We start from the raw sequence: 22,973 nt of genomic DNA, 5'->3' as shown, positions 1-22,973 counted from the left end.
AGGTTGAGCGGTGACGCGCTGGGGGGTGGCTGGGGCTGGTCTAGGCGTCGACGCTTCTAGGGTAAAGCCCTCAGTCTCACTATCTTGCAGGCGCTGGTCGAGGCGGTATCGGTTAAGCAGGCCCAGGGCCACCAGGGTAGTTACCGGCAGAGTTGCTACCGCCACCTGCTGAGCTGCTATCGATATAGCAGCCGTTGCACCTGCCCCCAAAATCAGAGCGTACTCTGAGGAGGGCGGCACTTTAGAGCCAGAAAATTGAGGAGTCTTCATAGCATCTTCAGGGAGTTTCTATGGTCTACCTTTTCGTTGAGGGCAGCCCTTCGTCCGGAAGGAGTGGTCAAAGTTCTCTCGTCGGTGTTGCCGCGATCGCACCCTCATTGCGCAGTCGACCTCACTAGCGAGGCCAAACCCGAGAGGCCGCCCCAGGCCGCCCCAGGTAGTAAGGGCGCAGGTGTTGCCAGACCGACACAAACCAGCGCCGCGCCGCCTGGCTGGAGGGGCCTCGGTAGCGACAGAGCACACCCAATTGCAGACGCGTGACGCCCACATCGCCCGGTTGATCTTGGGGCCAGAGCTGACGCAGAACCTCTACTTGAGCCTGATCGAGGCTATACCCAAGCAGGGCAAAACTGCCCACTACCGGGTGTCCGGCCAGGCCGTTAGGGCTGTGTAGGGGGGGGCTGCCGCCGACTAACTGCTGGCGATCGCACCACAGCCGTTGGCCATCTTGCCAGACCTCTAGCTGCGATCGCCACTGCCCTTGCTCAAAGGTTTCACCCCGGGCGCTACGGCCAAAGCGGGTAATCTCCCAGCCGCCCCAAATTGCCCCTGGGGCCAGGGTTACCCGCAGCTGCTGCCGGTAGTGGGCCTGGTTGAATACAATAGTCTCCTGGGGCATCCATTCTAGACAGCTGCCTGGGGCCAGGGTAATCTCAACCGTCTGACTAGACGGAGCCTCGGCGCTGCTGCCGTAGACTTTGCTGGCGGCAGCCGTAGTTACCAGCACCTGGGCCTGCGGTAACGCAGCCAGCTGCACCTCTAGGCCGTCGCCCCCCACCAGCCCTCCGGCAGTGTGCACCAGCACGCTATGGCATAACCCCTCGCCCTCAGGATACAAAGGTCGCTGCACCCGCAGAGGCGCACGGGTATAGGTCTGGGTGGGAATACACCGACCCGACTCGACGGCATAGCTGAGTTGCGCCATACCTAGCCAGCCTTTCTGATCCGACGGCGATGGGGAAGGTAGCTGCACCATAGGGGTCTAGCGCAGGTAGCTCTCGGGTACTGGAAATTCTGAGCGCCCTGTCTGCACCCGCAGGTTTTGGCAGCGAATCAGCTCGTTAACGGTCAGGACTTGCCGCCCTTCTAGCGGTGGCACGGCCTCAATGGCGCGAATCAGGGCGGCGGCAGCCTCGGCCTGCTCGTAGCCCCGCCGCTGTGCCACCTGCACCGCTTTATCGTCGGCGGCAATGTCGGTTTGAGGGCCAGTTACCCCTCGCCAAATTTGCCAACCGGCCAGAGCCGTTACCCCGGCGGCGGCAACCATCCCCACGGCATCGCCCTGAAGCAGTTCGACTAGGCCTCCGGCCAGCCCCGCCCCAGCCACGGCCTGGTACCAGTTGGGCTTGAGCACGTTGGCCAGAGTGACCCAGCAGACGGTGCGCAAAAACAGCAGATCACGATCGCTGACCGCTAGCTGATGCCACAGATCGAGGTTAATAGAGACCGTGTGAGCCTGCTGCCAGGGGCGCGGAAACTCAGCCTTGATCACTTTGATCTGGCGATCGTTGAGCATCAGCTTGGTTTTCATCCGGGCCGAGGCGGGCATTAGCTCCCGCAGTCGGCTAATTTCTGCGTTGGGGTTAACCACGGTCAAACCATCCCAAAAATCACCCCTAAGCCTACCATTTCTAAGGGCTAGAACGGATAGCGTAGCCGGGACTAACCCCAGACTCAGCGCAGCCCTAACCAGCTAAAAAAGGTTTGGCCCGTAACTAGCTCTAGCAGCAGCAGGGCCACAAAGCCCACCATGGCAAACCGCCCGTTGATGCGCTCGGCATAGCGCGTCCAGCCAAAGGCAGGGGTAGGTTCGGCTGCCGCCGGATTGGGGTCGAGCTGAGCTGAGGAAGCAGGATCTGAGGTCATGGATAATTGGATAATTTCAATAAGTAGCCTTATGGAAATTTTACCTGTAAATCTCTACATCCACGACTTTCCCCTATGGATCCTTGCGAATTTTGAAGCCTTCTTTGAGATAGTCTTTGATTGCTTCAGCCAGTTTTTCGTCAACAGTTTTCTTCTTTTCTTCTTTAGGAAACAGAGTCTCATTGGTCCATGCAATGAAGACCAAAATAAGAACGATGGCAAGTTCCATAGTGATTGCTGTGACTTAGTTTCAGGGATCCAATCTGACAGGCTGTGATTTAATATCTACAGAGCACTGAGACACCTTTAGCTACAGGGAAGCAGCAGCCAGTTCCGGAAATGAGTTGCCCAAACTATATCGAAAGATTTGGAAATGGAACGTCGAATTTGGCGATTTTTTCGCTGGAGTGACAATTTTTTTGGACGTTACTCTACGGCAGGATGATTTTTTCGCTGAAATTGCACGTTTAAGTAAAGCGGCAATTTTAGCGATGGCCAGAACCGTTAACTAAAACATAAATTCTAGGCGGCGGCATGGGGTAGCCGCAGGCCCAGGTGGCCAGTGGGGTTGGGGCTGGGACCCAGCAGCTCTAGAGTACCGCCCAAATGGGGTACCAGGCGGGCCGCTAGCTGGTAGCGAAACTCTGGCGATAGGGCCGCTACCGCTGGGGCTGTCGCTTCCCCGGGGTTGGCCCCCAGGTGAAGAACGACTGCGCTAGCGGCGGCATCATCAGCAACGGTGAGGCTAATTTGGGGGCTACCCTGGGCGAGGGCAGCTTCTATTAGCATGACTAGCACCTGCTCTAGCCAGGCGGCATCGGTCTGCACGCTCAGGCTGGCTTCTACCGGACCCAGGCTAAAGCGGCAGTGGCGGTTGACGCACTGCATTTGGACCAGGCGTTGCACTCGGGTTAGGAGTGGCTCTAGTAGGGTGGGCTGAAGCTGGGGTTGCAGAGTGCCAATGTCGAGCTTGGAGAGCGTAATCAGCAGGTCGAGATTTTTGAGCACCGCTTGAATAGCCTGGTTGGCCTGAGCGATAAATTCGCGCTCTTCGGCGGGGTCTTCGCACAGGTCTTCGAGAATGAGCTGGTGCAGGCTGATGATTTGGTTGATGGGAGACCTGAGTTCGTGGGAGGCGGTGCCTAAGAAGGCCGCCTGGTGCTGGGCCTGGTGCAGCAGGCGATCGTAGGCCAACTGCAGGGTAGCCAGGTCGGTAAAGTCTTTGCCCTGAGGGTAGTCCATAGCACTGAATAGATGCGGTGAGATAGAGCGGTAGGTACGTGCGCCACTGCTAGCCTAAGCCTTTGGGGCCAACTGGGGTAGCTTTGAGGGTTTAATGTTTGGGGTGAGGGGATCTCGCGGCGGAGCAGCTTCTCGGATCGAGCTTCGGTAGCATCATCACAGCGTCACCGCGCCTTCTCGCAGGACGTCCCAACGGCTCCCCTGCCAACGAACCACAGTGGAGGGTAACCCCGAGCCCTGGGGCTGGTCGTCGGAGGGTCTCTCACAGCCGATCGCCCCATAGATCTCGGTCTGAGCGGCGGGGGAGAGGGTGCAGACCTGGGGAAAACTGGCCGCGATCGCGCTCATGGTTTCGAGCGGGGGCTGACCCGAGCGATTGGCGCTGGTGGTGGCCAGGGGGCCAGTGTGCGCCAGCAGGTGCCGGGCCAGGGGATGATCGGGCACCCGCAAACCAATGGTGCCGGTATTTTGTGGGTTCATAGCGGCGGGGAGGCGACCTGAGGCGGGCAGCACCAGGGTGAGGGCACCGGGCCAGTGTTGGGCGACGATCGCGGTCCACTGCGCCAGCTCGGCCTTACTGCCCGTAACGTAGGGCAGCAGATCGCCCAGGGCTGCCCCCATTAGAATCAGGGGCTTGTCGGGGCTGCGCTCTTTGGCAGTGTAGATGCGATCGCCCGCCTCGGGCCGCGCCGCCAGCGCTGGCACCGTATCGGTGGGGAAACTGACCAGCTCACCAGCGCCTACCGCCGCAACTAGTTGTGTCAGAGAAACTTGAGGCATAGGGTGCACTATAAAACAAATTCTCTCCGGTCTGTAACCCGTACCAACGGCGGGTAACACCCCCCCTGTAGCGATCGCTTGCCGCATCTCCACAATGGGAACTGTTGCCCCCCGAGCCTGCCCCTATGAATCTTCTTCACGACCACGACCATAGCGCTGCTGCCCTAAACGCCAGAGGCTGTACCCTCTGCGAACAGAGCCAGTTTGACCAGGCCCTCGACAGCTTTGACCAGGCTTTGGCCCTCGACAACACCTACTGCACCGCCTGGAACAACCGCGCCAACGCCCTCTGCGGCCTCAACCGGCAGGCCGATGCCCTGGCCGCCTACGATCGCGCGGTGGCTCTCAACCCACAGTATCACCAGGCCTGGTTTAACCGGGGCAAGCTGCTGGCCGACATGGGAGCCTATGGCAATGCGATAGAGTCTTACAATCGCGCGATCGGCCTAGCCGCCGACCCCATTTACCTTCACGCTAAGGCAGATATTTGGGTGAAAAAACAGCTAATTGCTACGGTCTAGATCTCGTCCAAAATCCACTGAAACGATCGTTTCAATGGATTTCTATCAAGCAGCCCACGAGCTGAATTCGCCTCATTTCCCACGACCACAGCCCTGGTTAGCCTGAGCCTAATCTCTGGGCCGCCGTCAGGTTAGGGACTCGAAAACTAATAAAGTCCCAACGTCATTCCCGCGCAGGCGGGAATCCACTATGGAGTAGCTACTCTAGCTAGTACTTTGTTTTGAGGCGCATCCCTTAGCTATCAGGTTGGCCCTATACTAGTGACATTCCCGAAAGCCGGATTGATGGCGTTTGGAATCCTAAAGGGGCCTGCTTTGGGGCTACCTCAGAGCCTGTTTTCTGTACCCTGTCTGGGTTGAATAACCATGCGTTCTCGCCGTCGCCGTCAGGTTAATTCTCAAGTGCCCGAGGTCAACCTCGTCCCCATGATGGACGTGCTGATGACGGTGTTAACCTTTTTTATCATTATTTCGATGAGTTTAACTGGGCAGCAGTTGCTCAACGTGCGCCTGCCTCAGTCGGTATCGGGCAATGAGGTCGAAGAACCCCAGGTAATGCAGATCGATGCCCTGGTGGTGGGCCTAGATAAAGACGGCAACCTGGTGCTTGAAAACGAGCCGATTACCTTTAACCAGCTTAGCCAGCGGGTGCGCACCTACTTTGCCCAAAACCCCAACGGCAAGCTGGTGCTCAAAGCCGATCGCGAGCTAACCTACAGCGAAGTATCTGGCCTGCTGACCGACCTGCGGGCGATCGGCGGCAACCGGGTATCGCTGGCCGTAGAGTAGCTGGCATAAAGTAGCTGGCCATAGAGGAATGTCACTGAATTAAGGCTGGGGGGCAGCGCCCGTCCTAGGGTAGATCAGGTCTTTTGGCGATCTCTAAGAACTTGTTTCAGTGACATTTGGCCCCAAAGCAGGGTACATCGCTGCGCGGATATATCCTGCTTTGGGGTATGTCGCCAGAATTTAGGTCGACAGAATTATTGTGTCAGACCAGTTCGCGCAGGCGGCCTTCTAAAAATCGACGCTCGGGTTCCTGCTTGACCAGTTCTAGCGCCCGTTGATAAGACGCTTTAGCTTCGGCAGTTTCTCCCAGCCGTCGGCACAGGTCAGCCCGTGCCGCGTGGGCCAGGTGATAGTCGGCTAAACCGCCCTCGGCCAAAATCTGATCCAATAATTGCAGGCCCGCCTGGGGGCCATCGCGCATGGCCACGGCTACGGCCCGGTTGAGCTGCACTACGGGGGATGGCTCGATCTGGACCAGCAGGCTGTACAGGCCTACAATCTGCGCCCAGTCGGTGGCGGCGGGGGTGGGGGCCGAACTATGAACGGCGGCGATCGCCGCTTGGATCGAGTAGGGGCCAACCTGCTGCGACGATAGCGCCTGCTCCACCAGCGATCGCCCCTCAGCAATTTGGGCCTGGTTCCACAAGCTTCGGTCCTGGTCGGCCAGCAAAATCAAATCGCCCTGGGGGGAGGTACGGGCTGCCCGCCGCGACTCTTGCAGCAGCATCAGCGCCAGCAGCCCCAGCACCTCTGGGTTGGGCAATAGCTCCATCACCAGTCGCCCCAATCGAATCGCTTCGCCTGAGAGATCGGCCCGAGTCAGCGATGGGCCAGAGGAGGCCGCATAGCCTTCGTTAAACACCAAATAGATGACCTGAAGCACGGTATCTAAGCGATCGGGCAGATCCTCCATAGACGGCACCTGGTAGGGAATGCCCGCCGCCCTAATTTTGGCCTTAGCCCGCACAATCCGCTGGGCCAGGGTGGGGGGCGCAACCAGAAAGGCGCTGGCAATTTCTTCGGTTTTTAGGCCGCAGACTTCTCGCAGGGTGAGCGCCACCTGGGCCTCTTGGGGCAGCGAGGGGTGACAGCAGGTAAAGATCAGCCGCAGGCGATCGTCTTCAACATCTTCATCGGCTTTGACATCGGGTTCAGCGGTATTGATCCGCTCGGCCAGTTCGGCTAAAGAGGCGTCGAAGCGGGTGCGCCGCCGAATGGTATCAATGGCCCTAAACCGACCCACCGAAACCAGCCACGCGCGCGGATTGGCCGGAGTACCATCGCGGGGCCACTGCTCTATGGCGACGGCAAAGGCTTCGTGCAGAGCCTCTTCGGCCAGCTCAAAGTCGCCCAGCAGCCGAATTAGCGTGGCAAACACTCGCCGCGACTCGGAGCGGTAAACGGCATCTACCTGTTTTTGCACCTGATTAGGCTCATTCATGGCTGATGCTTGTGACCTCAAAGCCTGCCATCACCATCGAAACCACTGTAGTTCAATTGCACTATATTGTCATCAGTCGAAGGGATGGAAGTGATAGAGAATACAAGGCTTGTCACTTGATTAGCTGCGATCGCCTAAGATGACAGCGATCGGGCCACCCCCCGGTGGTCCCTGGTGCTCGCTGCCACCGGATACGTAGATCATGGGGTTTTGCACCACCGAGGCGATCGCGGCCCCTACCACCGCCCTGGCCATACGGGTATGGTTGATATCAGAATCATCGAGCATCGTGTGGCGGTGTCCAAGTATCTGGCCCGATGGGTCGGCCTCGGCCTTGGCAAAGACATTCACAATTTGAGCGTTGTCTTGCCCTCCGGCGCTGGCGATCGCCCGGTTAACAGCAGCCACATCGAGGGCGTGGGCCATAACGCTGTGGCCAATCCGGTAGTGGCTGTGGGAGTCGGAGGCGTTGCCCAGCACCAGAATTTCGCAGTTTTGTAGCTCTACTCCCGCCGATGTTGAAGCCACCGCCGAATAGAGGCTGTAGTTGTGGCAAATATCGGCACTGGTGAGCTGGTCGAGCTGCACTTCGTCCAGGGCCAGAGCCACCCCCAGGGCCGAGGCCCCACGCGAGTAAGCCATCGATTTGTAGCTGTCTTGGGTAACGGCGGCCTGGGTATGGCGAGCAGCGGTAATCAGCGGGCACTTAATTTGGACGAAGTGAACCGCTGCGGGGGTGAGACCAGCGGCGGCGATCGCGTCTTTTACCCCCGCCGCCACCACCTGCACCATCGTCAGTGTGCCAATTTCATCCATGGCAAAATCGCGGGTGTGGCTGACGCCCAGCGCCAAACCGGGCTGGGTTGGCCCCGCTAATCCCTGGATTTGGCGAGTAAACACGGTCAGGTGAGGGCTCAACACGCCCTCGGTGCCTCCCGACATGACAAACACGATCTTATCGGCCAGGGCATCGCCGATGAGATCTTGCAGGTATCGCTTTAAGGTGGCTACGGCAAAGCCACGGGTAAAATCGTTGACGCAGCCGTTGCCTTCGGTTTTGCCCATCACCGCCACAATGGTTTTGGGGTCGAGCCGCTGCCGGGCAATCAGTTCCGCCAGCCCGCTCAGGTCGTCGGGGCCGCTCTGGGCAATCTTAAAGACGTCAACTTTCATAGAGTGCTATTCCGCTTCTGTAAAGCCTAGAGACCGCAACGCCTGCTCTACTTTGGCCCGGTGGTTAGCTTCCCAATCGGTGAGCGACTGGGCGGCATCGGCATCGCTGCGCTGCTGGGCCGACTGCCAAACCGCCTCCTGCTGAGCGGCGGGAATCACGACGATACCCTCTTCATCAGCCACCACCATATCCCCAGGATTGACTCTTACCCCGCCGCAGACAATCGGCTGATTGAGCGTGCCCAACTGCTTTTTTTGACCCGGCACCGGTATGACCCCTTGGGCAAATACCGGAAACCGGGCCTCGCGTACTTCGGCAATGTCGCGAATGACGCCATCGATCACAAAGCCAGCGATGCCGCGTTTTTGGGCGATCGCGCAGACATTCCCCCCCGCCATAGCGTAGTCAGCATCACCTGCCTGCACCACAATTACAGAACCTGGGGCCGCTCGGTAAATAGCGGCGTGCAGCATCAGGTTATCCCCCGCTGGACAGCGCACAGTGTAGGCCGGGCCAGCCAGCCGAGGAATGCGGGGCCACAGCTCTCGAATGCTCAGATCCATAACCTGCGCCTGCCCCAGAGCATCGGCGTAGGCCGTAGGAGAGATGGCCGCAAATTTCGAAGCGTCATTCACCGTCGTTTTTCTCCATCTCGGCCCAAAACATTGCTCAAATACTACCTGCGATCGCCGCGATCGCAGGGCTGGCCCTCAGTTTTTCTGGTCGCCCTAGGTCAGCGGTTCAGCGCTTACACCACCTATGGAGCTAACCCAGCCACTCCTCCATTGGGTTCACAAAAATGGATCCTTTGAGTGATGAGGCTTTAAGGCAAAGTTTTTAGGATCACTACATAACGATATTTAAATCTCAACAGGAGGTGATTTAGTTTTGGAAACTCAAAACGCCCCTTTCCGACCCGCTGGGTCTACCTTTTTTGGTCTGCTGCTTGGCTTACCCCTAGCTACCCTGATGGGTATCGGTATGCCCACCGCAGCCATGGCGCAAGCCCCCGCCCAACCCGAAGCTCCGTTCACCGAAGAAGAGCTAGAACCTATCGAAGCTGAAATTGAAGAAAGCATTCCTCCCGCATTAGAAGACTCTCGGAGCAACTTCAATATCTGGTCTGAGGACGAATACGATGTCTTTGAGTCCGATGACTTTGTGATCAACACCGAATTACGAAACCACTGTTTACGACGAGCAGCCCGGTCCCGCCGACGGCAACTACACCAACAGTGCGGATGATATCGATATCAACGATGACCCGTTTAATACCGGCGATCGCGAGGATGACCTGACTCCCTAAGATGGCGAAAGCTTTGATATGTAGGGCTTGCCCATCAACCTATACAAAAATGCCCCGGCAAGTATCTTGTCGGGGCATTCTACTATCCGAAGAAATAGTAGGGGCACAGCAAGCTGTGCCCCTATGGCCTACTTGGCGGCGGCAGCCTGGCGTTCCTTGGCTTCTTTAATCACTTCCTCGGCCACATTGCTGGGGCAGGGGGCGTAGTGGGAGAACTCCATGGAAAACTGACCCCGACCGGAGGTCATGGTGCGCAGGTCGCCAATGTAGCCAAACATTTCGCTCAGGGGCACATCGGCCTTTACCCGTACCCCGGTAGCACCGGGATCTTGAGACTTGATCATGCCACGGCGGCGGTTGAGGTCGCCAATCACATCGCCCATGTAGTCGTCGGGGGTAAACACGTCGACTTTCATGATCGGCTCTAGCAGCTGAGGGCCAGCCTTGGGCAGCGATTGACGGTAGGCGGCACGGGCGGCAATTTCGAAGGCGATCGCCGACGAGTCAACCGCGTGGTAGGCACCGTCGGTTAGGGTCACCTTGAGGTCAACCACGGGATAACCCGCCAGAGGCCCCTTGTCAACGCTGGTCTCAAAACCTTTCTGTACCGCAGGCCAAAATTCCCGAGGCACGTTACCGCCGGTCACTGCCGACTCAAACTGGAAGCCGGTGCCGGTTTCGCCAGGCTCGATGACGTAGTCGATCTTGCCGTACTGACCCGAACCACCCGACTGCTTCTTGTGGGTGTAGCTATCCACCAAGCGCTTGGTTACAGATTCGCGGTAGGCCACCTGGGGCTTGCCCACTTCGACTTCGACGCCGTGGGTACGCTTGAGAATGTCCACCTTGATATCGAGGTGCAGCTCGCCCATGCCCTTGAGAATAACCTCACCGCTCTCTTCATCAGTTTCCACCTGGAAGGAGGGATCCTCTTGCACCATCTTGCTAATTGCCATCCCCATTTTCTCGTTGTCGCCCTTCTTCTTGGGCGATACAGCAATGGAGATCACCGGGTCGGGAAAGACCATGGGCTCCAGAGTGGCGGGGTCTTTAGGATCGCAGAGGGTGTGGCCGGTCTGCACGTTTTTCATGCCGATTAGGGCGATGATGTCGCCAGCCTGGGCCGATTCCACTTCCTGGCGATCGTTGGCATGCATCTCAACTAATCGGCTAACGCGCTCAGATTTGCCGGTAAAGGTGTCAAGAATGGTGTCGCCCTTCTTCACCTGTCCCGAGTAGAGGCGGGTAAAGGTGAGTGCCCCAAAGCGATCGTCCATGATTTTGAACGCTAGCGCCCGCAGCGGCTTGTCGGCATCGGCGTAGGCTACCTTGCCGGTGGGGTGACCCTCTAGATCGATCTCAGGCTGTGGCGGCACTTCGAGGGGGTTGGGCAGGTAATCGACCACCGCATCCAGCACCAGCTGCACCCCTTTGTTTTTAAAGGAGGAACCGCAGTAGGTGGGGAAGAAGGCTAGGTCGCGAGTGCCCTTGCGAATGCACTCCTTAATCTCGTCGATGGTGACCTCTTCACCCTCAAGGTACTTACTGAGAATTTCGTCGTCCTGCTCGACGGCCAGCTCAACCATTGCCTCGCGGTACTCTTCGACCTGATCTTTCATGTCTTCGGGGACATCTTGGATCGTGTAGTTTTCGGGCAGCCCCGACTCATCCCACATCCAGGCTTTGCGGGTGAGCAGGTCGACGACGCCTACGAAGTCGTTTTCGGTGCCGACGGGCAGCACCATCACCAGCGGAGTTGCCGCCAACACGTTTTCGACCTGCTTGATGACGCGGTAGTAGTCGGCCCCAATGCGATCGAGCTTGTTGACATAGATAATGCGAGACACCTTGGAGTCGTTGGCGTAGCGCCAGTTGGTCTCCGACTGGGGCTCAACCCCGCCCGAGCCGCAGAACACGCCAATGCCACCATCGAGTACCTTGAGGGAGCGATACACCTCAATGGTGAAGTCAACGTGGCCGGGGGTGTCGATGATGTTGAGCTGGTGCTCTTTCCAAAAGCAGGTGGTGGCCGCCGACTGAATCGTGATCCCCCGTTCTTGCTCCTGCTCCATAAAGTCGGTGGTGGCGGCACCATCGTGCACCTCACCCATTTTGTGGATTCTACCGGTGAGGGAGAGGATGCGTTCGGTGGTGGTAGTCTTGCCTGCGTCTACGTGGGCGAAGATACCAATATTGCGATAACGGGTGATGTCTTTAGCCATAACTGCTTCTCCGGATTCTGGGCGATGGGCCGCTGGTGACCATCTGCATGGGTAACTCAAGCGGGATCTAGGTTGTCTTGGTAGCCTTGACAACAGAAAACTCTATCACGAGACCATGACGGGGAGTCTGAGCTAAGGCCGCGGCAACAACACCTAATTATGAACTATTGTAAAACCCCCTGACACATCCGTGAAAGAGGGGAGAGTTATTACTAGGTTCTTTTACCAAGGATAGCTGCCATCGGGGTGTGAATGGGTGGTGAAAACCCATCATTTGCCTACAGCGATCGCGCGATTTGAGGTGAATGGTTCACGGTGTGCGGTTCAAGGTATCCGGCGCAAGGCTTGCCCTGAAGCCAACTACTCGCTGAGCATGGGGGCGACGGAACGGCGGTTAAATAGCCAATTTTTTCTACAATGATGGCCGTGGTTTTGCAGGCCGCACAGTTTTAAACAAACTACCGAGGGAACAGATCATGGGCAGCGTTGCCGGTACCGAGAACTACACCGCCAGTGGCTACGTAGGGGCAGCCGTTGTGGGCAGCAGCATTACGCTATCGCTCAAAGATTTCACCACCGCCGCCAAGGACGACATGCTGGAGGCGTTTTTAACCATTAACGGCAACATGGCTAAGCGCTCTATTGCCCTGGGGCCACTGCCTCAAACAAGCGGTGCTTTTGACCTATCGGTACCTGAGGGTACCGATATTAGCCTGTTCAATACGCTGGTCATTCGCCCGATAGGAACCGAAACTACGGTGGCGACGGCCTCTGTGCCCTAGTTCGGTAATTATTTGAGCAGGGTTAAGGGTAAGTCATCGACGGGTTAGACAAGGCCAGCACACCGATCGCGCCGCTCAGGTGATTACCGAGATTGCCCTACGCAGGTACCCTGACGATTCAGTGGGCTACTACTATCGCGTGCCGCCGCGCCGAGTCGGTTCTGCCGCCGCCAAAATTGTGCCATTGGAATGGAGAATCAATCCGACGCGCGACTACCGTGCGCCCTGAGTATCGTCCCGGCTGTTGACGAGCCAGCAACGTTGCCAGAGGTCAACTATGTAGTCAAAAAGCCCGTGAATGAATTCATTCACGGGCTTTTGCTTAGCTCACCATTTCGCCGGTTTCTTGCAGCACGTGCAGGCGGTGGTAGATGCCGCCGTGGGCCAATAGCTGCTCGTGGTTACCCACTTCGGCAATGCGGCCCTCGTCCAGCACCACAATCTTGTCAGCCTCGCGCACCGTGCTGAGCCGGTGCGCGATGATGATCGTGGTGCGGGTACCGAGAATCGATCGCATCGCCAGCTGAATCGACCGCTCCGATTCGTAGTCGAGGCTAGAGGTGGCTTCGTCAAACACCAGCACGTCGGGGTTGACCAGCAGGGCGCGGGCAATGCCCAACCGCTGACGCTGACCACCCGAGAGCCGCACCCCCCGCTCGCCCACTACGGTGTAGTATCCCTTGGGCAGGCGGTGAATGAACTCGTCGACCCGAGCAATGCGGCAGGCTTCATTGACCTGCTCCATCGATGCCGTGGGGTTGCCGTACTTGAGGTTGTCGAGCAGAGTGCCGTTAAACACGTCCACTTCCTGGTGTACGATCGCCAGCCGCTTGCGGTACCCCGTCACATCTAGCTGACGAATGTCTTCGCCATCGATCAAAATGCGGCCGCTGTGGGGGTCGAAGTAGCGAAACAGCAGTTTTACCAAGGTTGACTTGCCCGAGCCCGATCGCCCCACCAGCGCCACCGTTTGGTACGGTTCGATTAGCAGATCGATGGCTTGTAGTACGGGCTTTTCGTCATCGTAGCCAAAGCTCACCTGGTCAAAGTGCACCTTGCCGGTGAACTGGTAGGTGGGCAGGCTCTCAGGAGCGTCGGTCAGGTTCACGGCATCGGTACCCAGAGGCTCTTCCATAAACTCGTGGAAGTGCAGCATCGAGGCGTAGCGGCGGGCGAAGACTTCGCCCACTTCGCTGATCGGCCCTAGCTCCGAGTAGGCCATGCTCGACACCGTCAGGGTGGTGATAAAGTGCCCCAGCGAGATGTGACCCTGCAGCGTGGCCAACAGGGTCATCACCAGCAGACCAAATACACAGCTCTGCACGATTAAATCCTGCCAGGTGCCGAGGATGACGTAACCCTTGTGAATGACGCGGATGACGACAGCGAACTCGCGCTCTAGCCGCTGGCTCTGTCGCCGCAGCTCGTCCCGCTCGGCGGCAAACGCTTTTACGGTTTTGATGTTGGTGATGATCTCCGAAGTGCGGCTCTCGGTATTTTCCATGTAGGTATCGAGGGTCTGCTCCTTTTTGTTCAGGCGAATTAGATCCTTCAGGCTGAAGCTGAGAATGCCGATGAATGACACCAAAAAGACCAGGGCAATGCGCCAGTCAATCCACCAGATCAGAACGACTATGCCGGTGATGCGCCCCAGCTTGGGGATCAGTTGATTGGCAATTTCTGGGTAGGTCCAGGTGTGGTTTGACAGCCCCCGCGCCACCCGCCCTGAGATCCGTCCGGGGTTGTTCACGTCGTAGAAGCCCAGGGGCAGGGTCAGCAGTTTGCGAATCACCGAGTGGGTGTGGTCGCGCCGGGTGCGCAGGGCGATATCCCAGTGAAACCAGTCGGCCACCCAGGGCTGAATGGGGGCGCGGACTACGGTGGCGAAGAAGATAACGGCCAGAAAAAGGGCGATCGCCAAACCAGGCCCCGCCGGATACCTCACCGTAGCGGCGACCCGATCGACCATACCCTGACTTAGAGGGTCAATGGGCTGGTTCGAGAGCACGTTGAGCAACTGACCGATGCTGTAGGGCACCGCCAAGTCCACCACCTGAAACAGGCTGCTGGCGGCAATGCTCCAGATTGCCGCCCGGCGGTAGCGACTGTAGTAGCGAATGACGTGTTGAAAGGAAGCCATGACGGTAACCGTCCTGCGATCGAGTACGTTGTAGTATACATGCTACAACACAGGATTACGGAATTTGCAAGACGGTAGGGCTTACGAGCTGCCAGAGTGATCAGTGTTTGGGTTGCTCAAAGCATCCCCAGCAGAGGATAGTGCCGCTATGGTGGGCAAACCTGCACTACCGCACACCCGACTGCACCCGCCACAGGCTGGCGTAGATGCCGTTTAGCTCCAGCAAGTCTTCGTGGCGGCCCTGTTCGACAATTTCACCGTGGGCCATTACGTAGATTCGATGGCAGTGGCGAATGGTAGAGAGGCGGTGGGCGATCGCCAAGGTAGTCCGGTTTTGGGTAATCACCGCTAGCGATCGCTGGATCGCCGCCTCGGTCTCGTTATCAACCGCAGAGGTCGCCTCATCGAGCACCAAAATCGGCGGGTCTTTGAGAATGGCGCGAGCGATCGCGAGTCTTTGCCGCTGCCCGCCCGAGAGCTTTTGGCCCCGCTCGCCCACAATGGTGTCGTAGCCCTGGGGCAGCTGCACAATAAACTCGTGGGCCTCCGCCAGCTTAGCGGCGTGAAGAACGTGCTCAAACGCGGCATCGAAGGTGCCGTAGGCAATATTCTCAGCCACGGTACCCGAGAACAAAAACACATCCTGGCTGACCAGGCCAATGCAGCGGCGCAGATCCTGAGGCAGCAGGTCCTGAATCTCCTGCCCATCCACCAAAATACGGCCCTGCTGAGGTTCGTAAAAGCGCAGCAGCAGCTTCACCAGCGTGCTCTTGCCCGAGCCCGTGGCCCCCACAACCCCAATGCTCTGCCCGGCGGGAATGTGCAGCGATAGATTTTTCAGCACAGGCTGGCGATCGCGGTAGGCAAACGTAACCTGATCAAAGCGCACGTCGCCGCGCACCTGCTCCACCGGCAGCGGGTTGCGACCGGGAATTAGCTCCACCGGGGTATCGAGTATTCCCATCACCCGCCGCACCGAGGCCATCGCTCGCTGGTATTCGTCCATAATTTCGCTGAGCTGGGTAAAGGGCCAGAGCAGCCGCTGCACGATAAACACCATAAAGCCGTAGGTGCCCGCCGACAGGGTGCCGTTGGCCACCGCCATACCGCCCAGATACAGCATGGCTGTAAAGCCCACCAAAATCACAATCCGAATCAGCGGAATGAAGGCGGCACTGAGGGCGATCGCCTTCCGGTTGCTGTGGCGGTAGGTATCGCTGTCCTGCCACACGCGATCGCGCTCGTACCCCTCCGCCGTAAAGCTCTTAATCGTGGCAATGCCCGACAGGTTATTGGCCAACCGCCCGCTAATCAGCCCTGCTTTGTCACGCACCTCGGCATAGCGGGGAGCCAGCCGCCGCTGAAAGGCGATCGACCCCCACAGCACAAAGGGAATCGGCAGCATTGCCATCCACGACACCCCCGGCGCTAGGATTAAAAACGTGGCCCCCACCCAAATCACCGTAGTCAAAAACCGCAGCAGGTTGTGGGCACCCGTATTCAAAAACCGCTCTAGCTGATTGATGTCGTCATTGAGAATCGACAGCAGGCTGCCGGTGCTGCGGTCTTCAAAGTAGCTGAGATCCTGGCTTTGCAAGTGGCTGTAGGTGTCGATGCGCAAGTCGTGCTGAAGATTTTGGGCCAGGTTGCGCCACAGAGTAGCGTAAACATACTCGCTCAGCGACTCCAGAGTCCAGATCAAAAACGTCAGCCCCGACAGCACCGCCAGCTGGCCCGAAATGCTGGTGATCCCCGTACGGGCAATTAGGGAGCTTTCTTGGTTGGTGACCACGTCGATGGCGATACCGATTAGGTAGGGCGGAGCCAAGTCGAAAATGGTATTGAGAATGGAGTTCGCGATCGCCCCCCAAACCTGCGATCGATAGTTGCGCCCGTAGCGCAGCAGCCGCTGTACTGGGTGTCGCCTCGATTGAATACTGGCCATAGATGCCCCAGCTGCAAAGGCTAATAGTGTAACCAACCCAAGATCGGTTTTGGATTTTGGATTTGCCCCAAGTCAGAATGACAGCCGTTGTAATGCAGAAGGAGGGCAATGCCCTCCCTACTATCGACCAGGCGTTCCGCCAAAGCCGCCCACCAATCAATCTGCAGAACAGACGTTTAAACCAATGATCGATTCATCCTTTCCGTGAGGTGCAGGACGACGGAACGTCATGCTCGACGGGGGTCTGGGGCCAGCGAAATGGCCCCAGCAGTAGATCTGGCTTTCACCCCCAATTGTGCGCCACTCAGCCCAGCAAGATACCCAATACCGTGGGCGATGCATTGCAGCCCCCAGATCTCAGGTCAGCGCCTGAGCAGGATTCCAGCCGCGAATGCACCCTACAACACCCGCAGCACACTCGCTACGCTGTGAATCTCAGCGTAATTCCGCAGCTCATCCAGCGCCGTCTGAAAATTCGCCTCCGTCACCTCGTGGCTCACAATCACAATCTCCGCCCGCGTCTCGTGCTGACCAATCTGCACAATCGACTCCAAACTCACCTGGTGACGACCAAAACAAGTTCCCAGCTTACCAATCACCCCCGGCGCGTCTGCCGCCAGCAGCCGCACATAAAAACGGCTGATAATATCGGCCATCGGGCTGACCTTACAGTAGTGCTGATGACTACAGGCCAGCAGGGGGTTAGTAGGCTGAGGCGTCGTCCCCGCCCTTAAATTTGCCGCCAAGTTCAGCAGGTCCGATACCACCGCGCTGGCGGTCGGCCCCTCCCCAGCCCCAGGGCCAAAAAACATTACCTGCCCAATCGGGTCGCCCTCGATCAGAATCGCGTTATAGACATCATTCACCGAAGCCAGCGGGTGAGCTACCGGCACCAGCGTCGGATGCACCCGCAGCTGAAGCTGATCGAGCGCCTGCTTAGAGGTCTCATCAAACTCGCCGTCGCGACGGGCGATCGCCAGTAGCTTGATCACAAACCCTAATCGGTCAGCGTAGGCAATATCCGCCGCCGTCACCTGGCGAATACCCTCGCTATAAACTTCCGACAGCTTAATCCGCCCGCCAAAGGCCAACGACGCCAAAATCGCGATCTTATCAGCGGCATCCAGCCCATCCACATCCGCCGTGGGGTCGGCCTCGGCATAGCCCAAACGCTGGGCATCGGCCAAAATCGTCTCAAAGTCGCCCCCCTCCCGCTGCATGCGAGTGAGGATGTAGTTGGTAGTACCGTTAATAATCCCCGTCACGGCGTGAATGCGGTTCACCCCCAGCGCCTGCTTCAGCGGCTGAATTACCGGAATGCCGCCTGCCACCGCCGCCTCTAGCAGCACGTAGACCCCCGCCTCGTTGGCAGCGGTAAAGATCTCGTCGCCGTAGCGAGCAATCACCGCTTTATTGGCCGTCACCACATGCTTACCGTGGGCAATGGCCTTCAAAATCAGCGATCGCGCCGGTTCCAGCCCCCCCATCACCTCCACTACCGCATCGATAGTAGGGTCGCTGACAATGCTTTCTAAATCCGTCGTCAGGCGATCGCCCTCAATCGTGACCGAGCGGGGCTTATCCAGGCTTCGCACCCCCACCCTAGCCAGCTCAATCTGCCCCACCAGGGGATGGCGGTGGGCCGGGTCGAGCAAAATCTTGGCCGTTCCCGCCCCCACCGTTCCCAGTCCTAGCAGCCCAACACGCATAGCCTGAGTTCCTTAACCGCGATCGCTATGCCCAATTGTAAAGGGATTGTTGCTAGCCAAAAAAAAGAAGGGCCGAATCGGCCCTTCTTTTTTTTGGCTAGCCCGCGACCTAGTAGGTCTCCACATGCCAGCGGTGCTCTTTCTTCATCTGCTTGCGGAACTCGGTCCAGTCGACACCGTGTTTGGTAGCTGCCACGGTCATACCTTCATCAATGCCGTCTTCCATACCCTTTAGACCACACATGTAGGTGTGGGTATTGGGCTTTTGCATTAGATCCCAAAGCTCGTCGGCATGCTCAGCCACCCGGTGCTGAATGTACATGCGGCCCCCGTCAGCATTTTGCTGCTCGCGGCTAATGGCGTAGGTGAGCTTGAAGTTGTCGGGATACTGCTCCTGGATCTGCTCCAGCTCCTCTTTATAGAGAACGTTGGGAGTGTAAGGCACACCAAAGATCAGCCAGGCCAGGCCCTTGAACTGGTAGTCAGGATTCTTCTGACGCTCAGCTTCTTTGAACATGCGCCACAGGTAAGCGCGGAAGGGGGCAATACCCGTTCCGGTGGCCAGCATGATGACCGTGGCATCAGGATCGTCGGGCAGCAGCATTTCTTTGCCCACCGGCCCGGTGATCTTCACGTCGTCGCCAGGCTTAATGTGACACAGGTAGGTCGAGCAGGTGCCGTAGACGGTTTCACCCGACTCAGGACTCTTGTACTCAAGCTGGCGAACGCAGAGCGACACGGTCTTGTCATCCATGTGATCGCCGTGGCGAGTCGAGGCAATGGAGTAAAGGCGCAGCTTGTGGGGCTTACCCTTATCATCGGTACCGGCAGGAATAATGCCAATACTCTGGCCTTCCACGTAGTGCAGGTTGCCCTCAGACAGGTCAAAGGTAATGTGCTGAACAATACCTGACCCGCCCTCTTGAACCAGCGGTTCATTCGACAACACCTTGCCAACGTAGGGGTCTTTAGGCTTGTAAAGGTTAACGGGCACATCGGCACCCGGCTTTTGTGCGGCTTGAGTCATGGGCTTTTTCTTCGTTTGGGTTGGCGCAGTCTCTGCTGGGGCAGCAGCTTCGGCGGGCGCAACCACGGGAGCCGTAATGGGTGTAGGTTCAGCATTGTTAACGGTACCCACCTCTTCGATGGGTCGAATGCTGACAATCTTGCCGCCCATACGGGTAATGCGCTGCATCTCCTGGTTCATACGGTTGTAGGGCACCGTGATGAAAACACTGCCACTCTTGCGAATGGGGTTGTTCATCTTGTCGGTTTCTGCATTTTGGTGCAGACCCTGCACTTCGTATAAAAACAAACGGCTTCCGGCCACAGTACTGGCGTTGCCGCCGCTCACACTTGGATTGTACATATCTAAAATTCAGTGACTCTCTAGACCCAACTAAGTGCGACGGAGGCACACCGTCATGACCCGTCGCATAACTATCTAATGCGCCTGCTCGACCAGCCATAGGGCCAACCCAGAGACGGTGACATCAGAAATGCTTTTAGCTTAGGGTATCACTGTAAGACGGTGTAATACTGAGGGTTGAGAGATATAGCAGGCCAAGCAGCCTGCATTTAACTCCGTATCCAGCCAATGCCCCAGTGAATAGTTACACTCTATTAACATCCTGTGGGAAAGATTGTGTTCTTTGCAGCAGTGGGCGTTAAGTTTGTCTAAAAATCTCTCTTTAGGCCAAAACCCTCAGTCGCTATTGGTCATCGATCCCCCGCCAAAAACTGTTGTGAAGGATACTAGCTTCTGATACGATGAAGCTAATCGCGGTAGAAATACTTATCTTCTGGGTTAGCTCGATGCCATCGGCGGTTTAGCTAGGCCAAAGAGAGTAGAAGCGTCGACGCTTAGGCTGATAGTTGTCAGTTTCAGCTGTATGAGCGGTAGGGTGCTGGCACCTTAGGGAAAGTTAGTTTTCCTTTGCCAGGCATTTTTGGCTTCACAACTGCGACACTGACAGGTAATGTGCCGACCAGGGCGATCGCCCTGGAGCGCGGGGTATAAGGGCCAGGCCAGAGCCACCTCTGGGGTTGGCGGGTTCTTTACTACGTTGCAACGCTGGGTTCTATTTTTTATAGAAGGTTGTTTAGAGGGAACTTATGATCAGCAAGCCAGGCAAAGTAGTTCTAATTGGTGTCGCCGGCGACTCTGGATGCGGCAAGTCTACGTTTCTACGACGACTGAGCGATTTGTTCGGCGCTGAATTCATGACCGTCATCTGTCTAGATGACTATCACAGCCTCGATCGCAAGCAGCGTAAAGTCGCTGGGGTTACTGCCCTCAACCCCAAGGCCAACAACTTTGACCTCATGTACGAGCAGATCAAAGCGCTGAAAGACGGCAAGAGCATTGACAAGCCCATCTACAACCATGAGACCGGCGAACTCGACCCCCCCGAGCGGGTTGACCCCAACCGCATCGTCGTGATCGAAGGGCTGCACCCCCTCTACGACGAGCGCGTGCGCGACCTAATCGACTTCAGCGTTTACCTCGACATCAGCGACGAGGTCAAAATTGCCTGGAAGATTCAGCGCGATATGGCCGAGCGCGGTCACACCTACGAAGACGTGCTGGCCTCCATCAATGCCCGCCGCCCCGACTTTGAAGCCTACGTCGACATTCAAAAGCAGTATGCCGATGTAGTCATTCAAATCCTGCCTACCCAGCTCATTCCCAACGACGAGGAGAAGAAGGTGCTGCGGGTACGGCTCATGCAGCGCGAAGGCATTGAGGGCTTTGACCCCGTCTACCTGTTCGACGAAGGCTCCACCATCGACTGGATTCCCTGCGGGCGCAAGCTTACCTGCTCCTATCCGGGCATTCGCATGCACTACGGCCCCGACTCCTACTACGGTCATGAGGTCTCGGTGCTTGAGGTTGATGGTCAGTTCGACCGTCTCGAAGAGATGATCTACATCGAGAGCCACCTCAGCAACACCTCCACCAAGTACTACGGCGAAATGACCGAGCTGCTGCTCAAGCACCGTGAGTATCCCGGTTCTACCAACGGTAGCGGTCTGTTCCAGGTGCTGGTGGGTCTCAAAATGCGCGCCACTTACGAGCGTCTGATTTCCGCCAATCGCGAAGTCGCCGCTACGGCCTAGGTAAGAGAGGTTGAGGGTATCGGGTTCAAGGTTTAAGGCTTGCCCTTTCACTTGATGCCTCGAATCTTAAACCGGTCTGATTTAATTTGTTGTCTGGCTAAATTGAGAGAGGATATCCCTTGGGACGTCCTCTCTTTTTGCTAGCTATGGAACTGACTACCCCGGCGCTGCTGTTTCCGGCCATTTCGCTGCTGCTGCTGGCCTATACCAACCGCTTTTTGGTGCTGGCTCAGCTGATTCGTCAGCTCCACAGCTCTGAGCGCGACTACTTTGAAAGCATGGTGCAGCGCCAAATCTCTAACCTGCGCCAGCGGATCGCTCTGATTCGCCTGATGCAGGCGCTGGGGGTGTCGAGCTTTATTGTCTGTACCCTGTCGATGCTGAGCTTATTCATCAACCAGCAGTGGCTGGCGGAAGTTCTATTTGGCCTCAGCCTGCTGCTGCTGGTGGCCTCGCTGTTGACCTCGCTCTACGAAATTGCTATCAGCACCCGAGCGATCGAGGCCGAGCTAGCCGATATTGACGCCAAGTGCCGCCGCCCCAAAGCCTAAGCCAAGGAGATACGGCGCTAACCTCCAGGAATTGAGCAAAACTTGGTAGTTGAGCGCAGTCGAAACTTGGTAGTTGAGCGCAGTCGAAACTTGGTAGTTGAGCGCAGTCGAAACTTGGTAGTTGAGCGCAGTCGAAACTACTTGCTCGTCAGCGTCAGGGTTTGGTTGGGCTCGACCACGACCACCCTCTGGGCAGTGGTATTGCCAATAACGGCCCCGGCAGCGGCCCCGCCGAGAATGCTGCCAACAGAAAGCCGACCGCTGAGAATACCGCCAACAGCCGCCCCGCCCGCTGCCCCAATACCGGCATCGGTCAAAATGGCACCCGTGCTGGTTTCCCTGGGGTCTTTGATATCGCGCAGCAGCTCAGAAACAGCGTTGACGGGGTAAACCTGGTTGCCCACTTCGACGGCAGTAGCGACGTAGCGGACCCCACCCTCGGCAGGCTCAAACCGCCCTCGAACGATAGAACCAGCCGGAATGTTGCGGCCGTTTAGATTGGTGGCTGCCCCCACCTGGAGGGTTTGTTCGACGGTTGCATCGGTGTTGAGATAGAGGGTTTCGCTGTTGGGGGTAACAGCTTGAATGGGCGATGACACAAACAGCTGAGCCTGGGCAACGGAGGTCTGCACCAGAGCGCCAACGGGCATTATTGCCAGGGTAAGAGCGGCTAGATGACTTACTTTCATCGCAATCTCCAGAAACGGGGTTGAAACTGTAGAGGTGCCTTGATCATGAAGCGGTTCCAGAAAGCGGGCACAGAGTCAGTGGGAATGATAGGTTAGTTAAGCCCATACGGCCCGCGATCGCTCAAAACGACCTCTCAAGCTAGAGGACGCGCTGCTCCTTCAAATGTTCCTGCTTAACCCCGCGTAACTCTCTGCTAATGCAATCTACTGCTGAGTATATCTGTGCCTTTTGCGGCGAACCCAACACTACATTTATTGATCTCTCTGCTGGGCTGACACAGACCTACATTGAAGACTGCCAGGTGTGCTGTCGTCCCAACCAGCTCTACATCACAGTAGACGATGTTTCGCTAGACATTGATATTGCCACCGACTATGTGGAATAGCGCCAGCAATTTTTGGTGTGAGAACTACTGC

Annotated in this window: 24 protein-coding genes; 8 read left to right on the top strand and 16 right to left on the bottom strand. The window is 57.3% G+C overall.

Going from position 1 to position 22,973, the window contains the following annotated elements:
• The 7 genes from IQ273_RS01190 to IQ273_RS01160 form a co-directional block, all read right to left on the bottom strand.
• The coding region (locus tag IQ273_RS01190; protein ID WP_194021269.1) for a hypothetical protein at positions 1–270 on the bottom strand (270 nt) is incomplete at its 3' end.
• Between the two features lie 124 nt (positions 271–394).
• Positions 395–1,255 (bottom strand): urease accessory protein UreD, encoded by an 861-nt coding sequence (locus IQ273_RS01185; RefSeq protein WP_228052203.1) that lies wholly within the window; start codon positions 1,253–1,255, stop codon positions 395–397.
• 6 nt (positions 1,256–1,261) lie between these two features.
• A complete protein-coding gene (locus IQ273_RS01180) occupies positions 1,262–1,870 on the bottom strand; it encodes a DUF3318 domain-containing protein (protein WP_313897994.1) in 609 nt (202 codons plus the stop codon).
• 83 nt (positions 1,871–1,953) lie between these two features.
• Positions 1,954–2,145: a chlorophyll a/b-binding protein gene (locus IQ273_RS01175; RefSeq protein ID WP_194021267.1), complete on the bottom strand. Its 192-nt coding sequence runs from the start codon at positions 2,143–2,145 to the stop codon at positions 1,954–1,956.
• A gap of 73 nt (positions 2,146–2,218) precedes the next feature.
• The gene (locus IQ273_RS01170) at positions 2,219–2,374 is read right to left on the bottom strand and encodes a hypothetical protein (protein WP_194021266.1); all 156 of its coding nucleotides are present in this window, start codon (positions 2,372–2,374) and stop codon (positions 2,219–2,221) included.
• Between the two features lie 293 nt (positions 2,375–2,667).
• Positions 2,668–3,387 carry a sensor histidine kinase KdpD gene (locus tag IQ273_RS01165; RefSeq protein WP_194021265.1) on the bottom strand — a complete coding sequence of 240 codons (720 nt, stop codon included), beginning with the start codon at positions 3,385–3,387 and terminating at the stop codon, positions 2,668–2,670.
• Between the two features lie 156 nt (positions 3,388–3,543).
• Positions 3,544–4,167 carry an L-threonylcarbamoyladenylate synthase gene (locus IQ273_RS01160; protein ID WP_194021264.1) on the bottom strand — a complete coding sequence of 208 codons (624 nt, stop codon included), beginning with the start codon at positions 4,165–4,167 and terminating at the stop codon, positions 3,544–3,546.
• A 125-nt stretch (positions 4,168–4,292) separates the two neighbouring features.
• On the opposite strand from IQ273_RS01160, the gene IQ273_RS01155 reads away from it, so the two are divergent.
• Both IQ273_RS01155 and IQ273_RS01150 read left to right on the top strand, forming a co-directional pair.
• Entirely contained in the window at positions 4,293–4,688 is a 396-nt protein-coding gene (locus IQ273_RS01155; RefSeq protein WP_194021263.1) for a tetratricopeptide repeat protein, read from the top strand.
• A gap of 366 nt (positions 4,689–5,054) precedes the next feature.
• Positions 5,055–5,477 carry a biopolymer transporter ExbD gene (locus IQ273_RS01150; protein ID WP_194021261.1) on the top strand — a complete coding sequence of 141 codons (423 nt, stop codon included), beginning with the start codon at positions 5,055–5,057 and terminating at the stop codon, positions 5,475–5,477.
• Positions 5,478–5,679: 202 nt separating this feature from the next.
• On the opposite strand, the gene IQ273_RS01145 is transcribed toward IQ273_RS01150, so the two are convergent.
• From IQ273_RS01145 to IQ273_RS01135, 3 genes are all read right to left on the bottom strand, one after another.
• Positions 5,680–6,918, bottom strand: coding sequence for an RNA polymerase sigma factor (locus tag IQ273_RS01145; protein ID WP_194021259.1), 1,239 nt, complete (start codon positions 6,916–6,918; stop codon positions 5,680–5,682).
• A gap of 120 nt (positions 6,919–7,038) precedes the next feature.
• Entirely contained in the window at positions 7,039–8,091 is a 1,053-nt protein-coding gene (locus IQ273_RS01140; protein WP_194021257.1) for a ring-opening amidohydrolase, read from the bottom strand.
• A gap of 6 nt (positions 8,092–8,097) precedes the next feature.
• Positions 8,098–8,727 carry an RraA family protein gene (locus IQ273_RS01135; RefSeq protein WP_194021255.1) on the bottom strand — a complete coding sequence of 210 codons (630 nt, stop codon included), beginning with the start codon at positions 8,725–8,727 and terminating at the stop codon, positions 8,098–8,100.
• Between the two features lie 253 nt (positions 8,728–8,980).
• On the opposite strand from IQ273_RS01135, the gene IQ273_RS01130 reads away from it, so the two are divergent.
• On the top strand, positions 8,981–9,337 hold the full coding sequence (locus IQ273_RS01130; RefSeq protein WP_194021253.1) for a hypothetical protein: 357 nt from the start codon (positions 8,981–8,983) through the stop codon (positions 9,335–9,337).
• A 189-nt stretch (positions 9,338–9,526) separates the two neighbouring features.
• Here IQ273_RS01130 and fusA read toward each other — a convergent pair whose 3' ends face one another.
• On the bottom strand, positions 9,527–11,620 hold the full coding sequence (fusA, locus tag IQ273_RS01125) for an elongation factor G (RefSeq protein WP_194021251.1): 2,094 nt from the start codon (positions 11,618–11,620) through the stop codon (positions 9,527–9,529).
• Between the two features lie 476 nt (positions 11,621–12,096).
• Here fusA and IQ273_RS01120 point away from each other — a divergent pair, with 476 nt between their 5' ends.
• Positions 12,097–12,402, top strand: a complete 306-nt coding sequence (locus tag IQ273_RS01120; RefSeq protein WP_194021249.1) for a hypothetical protein — start codon at positions 12,097–12,099, stop codon at positions 12,400–12,402.
• Between the two features lie 79 nt (positions 12,403–12,481).
• A complete protein-coding gene (locus IQ273_RS01115; RefSeq protein ID WP_194021248.1) occupies positions 12,482–12,631 on the top strand; it encodes a hypothetical protein in 150 nt (49 codons plus the stop codon).
• A 93-nt stretch (positions 12,632–12,724) separates the two neighbouring features.
• Here IQ273_RS01115 and IQ273_RS01110 read toward each other — a convergent pair whose 3' ends face one another.
• The 4 genes from IQ273_RS01110 to petH form a co-directional block, all read right to left on the bottom strand.
• Positions 12,725–14,542, bottom strand: coding sequence for an ABC transporter ATP-binding protein (locus IQ273_RS01110; RefSeq protein WP_194021246.1), 1,818 nt, complete (start codon positions 14,540–14,542; stop codon positions 12,725–12,727).
• 166 nt (positions 14,543–14,708) lie between these two features.
• A complete protein-coding gene (locus tag IQ273_RS01105; protein ID WP_194021244.1) occupies positions 14,709–16,487 on the bottom strand; it encodes an ABC transporter ATP-binding protein in 1,779 nt (592 codons plus the stop codon).
• Between the two features lie 398 nt (positions 16,488–16,885).
• Positions 16,886–18,196, bottom strand: a complete 1,311-nt coding sequence (locus IQ273_RS01100) for a homoserine dehydrogenase (protein ID WP_194021242.1) — start codon at positions 18,194–18,196, stop codon at positions 16,886–16,888.
• Positions 18,197–18,305: 109 nt separating this feature from the next.
• On the bottom strand, positions 18,306–19,565 hold the full coding sequence (gene petH, locus IQ273_RS01095; RefSeq protein WP_194021240.1) for a ferredoxin--NADP reductase: 1,260 nt from the start codon (positions 19,563–19,565) through the stop codon (positions 18,306–18,308).
• Positions 19,566–20,311: 746 nt separating this feature from the next.
• Here petH and IQ273_RS01090 point away from each other — a divergent pair.
• Both IQ273_RS01090 and IQ273_RS01085 read left to right on the top strand, forming a co-directional pair.
• Entirely contained in the window at positions 20,312–21,316 is a 1,005-nt protein-coding gene (locus tag IQ273_RS01090; RefSeq protein ID WP_194021238.1) for a phosphoribulokinase, read from the top strand.
• Between the two features lie 146 nt (positions 21,317–21,462).
• Positions 21,463–21,867 (top strand): DUF2721 domain-containing protein, encoded by a 405-nt coding sequence (locus IQ273_RS01085; RefSeq protein WP_194021272.1) that lies wholly within the window; start codon positions 21,463–21,465, stop codon positions 21,865–21,867.
• Positions 21,868–22,004: 137 nt separating this feature from the next.
• Here IQ273_RS01085 and IQ273_RS01080 read toward each other — a convergent pair whose 3' ends face one another.
• Positions 22,005–22,556, bottom strand: coding sequence for a hypothetical protein (locus IQ273_RS01080; RefSeq protein WP_194021236.1), 552 nt, complete (start codon positions 22,554–22,556; stop codon positions 22,005–22,007).
• 197 nt (positions 22,557–22,753) lie between these two features.
• Here IQ273_RS01080 and IQ273_RS01075 point away from each other — a divergent pair, with 197 nt between their 5' ends.
• Entirely contained in the window at positions 22,754–22,942 is a 189-nt protein-coding gene (locus tag IQ273_RS01075) for a CPXCG motif-containing cysteine-rich protein (RefSeq protein ID WP_194021234.1), read from the top strand.
• Positions 22,943–22,973 lie beyond the last annotated feature (31 nt).

This window comes from Nodosilinea sp. LEGE 07298 (assembly GCF_015207265.1).
Classification (GTDB): Bacteria; Cyanobacteriota; Cyanobacteriia; order Phormidesmidales; family Phormidesmidaceae; genus Nodosilinea.
The sequence above is the reverse complement of the archived record's forward strand: the minus strand, read 5'-3'. Positions and strand labels throughout refer to the sequence as shown.

Coding starts and splice junctions, on each gene's coding strand:
- IQ273_RS01155 (WP_194021263.1), top strand. CDS start 4,293: ATGAATCTTCTTCACGACCACGACCATAGCGCTGCTGCCCTAAACGCC.
- IQ273_RS01185 (WP_228052203.1), bottom strand. CDS start 1,255: ATGGTGCAGCTACCTTCCCCATCGCCGTCGGATCAGAAAGGCTGGCTA.
- IQ273_RS01090 (WP_194021238.1), top strand. CDS start 20,312: ATGATCAGCAAGCCAGGCAAAGTAGTTCTAATTGGTGTCGCCGGCGAC.
- petH (WP_194021240.1), bottom strand. CDS start 19,565: ATGTACAATCCAAGTGTGAGCGGCGGCAACGCCAGTACTGTGGCCGGA.
- IQ273_RS01145 (WP_194021259.1), bottom strand. CDS start 6,918: ATGAATGAGCCTAATCAGGTGCAAAAACAGGTAGATGCCGTTTACCGC.
- IQ273_RS01075 (WP_194021234.1), top strand. CDS start 22,754: ATGCAATCTACTGCTGAGTATATCTGTGCCTTTTGCGGCGAACCCAAC.
- IQ273_RS01175 (WP_194021267.1), bottom strand. CDS start 2,145: ATGACCTCAGATCCTGCTTCCTCAGCTCAGCTCGACCCCAATCCGGCG.
- IQ273_RS01140 (WP_194021257.1), bottom strand. CDS start 8,091: ATGAAAGTTGACGTCTTTAAGATTGCCCAGAGCGGCCCCGACGACCTG.
- IQ273_RS01120 (WP_194021249.1), top strand. CDS start 12,097: ATGGGCAGCGTTGCCGGTACCGAGAACTACACCGCCAGTGGCTACGTA.
- IQ273_RS01160 (WP_194021264.1), bottom strand. CDS start 4,167: ATGCCTCAAGTTTCTCTGACACAACTAGTTGCGGCGGTAGGCGCTGGT.
- IQ273_RS01170 (WP_194021266.1), bottom strand. CDS start 2,374: ATGGAACTTGCCATCGTTCTTATTTTGGTCTTCATTGCATGGACCAAT.
- IQ273_RS01105 (WP_194021244.1), bottom strand. CDS start 16,487: ATGGCCAGTATTCAATCGAGGCGACACCCAGTACAGCGGCTGCTGCGC.
- IQ273_RS01150 (WP_194021261.1), top strand. CDS start 5,055: ATGCGTTCTCGCCGTCGCCGTCAGGTTAATTCTCAAGTGCCCGAGGTC.
- IQ273_RS01080 (WP_194021236.1), bottom strand. CDS start 22,556: ATGAAAGTAAGTCATCTAGCCGCTCTTACCCTGGCAATAATGCCCGTT.
- IQ273_RS01100 (WP_194021242.1), bottom strand. CDS start 18,196: ATGCGTGTTGGGCTGCTAGGACTGGGAACGGTGGGGGCGGGAACGGCC.
- IQ273_RS01110 (WP_194021246.1), bottom strand. CDS start 14,542: ATGGCTTCCTTTCAACACGTCATTCGCTACTACAGTCGCTACCGCCGG.
- IQ273_RS01085 (WP_194021272.1), top strand. CDS start 21,463: ATGGAACTGACTACCCCGGCGCTGCTGTTTCCGGCCATTTCGCTGCTG.
- fusA (WP_194021251.1), bottom strand. CDS start 11,620: ATGGCTAAAGACATCACCCGTTATCGCAATATTGGTATCTTCGCCCAC.
- IQ273_RS01165 (WP_194021265.1), bottom strand. CDS start 3,387: ATGGACTACCCTCAGGGCAAAGACTTTACCGACCTGGCTACCCTGCAG.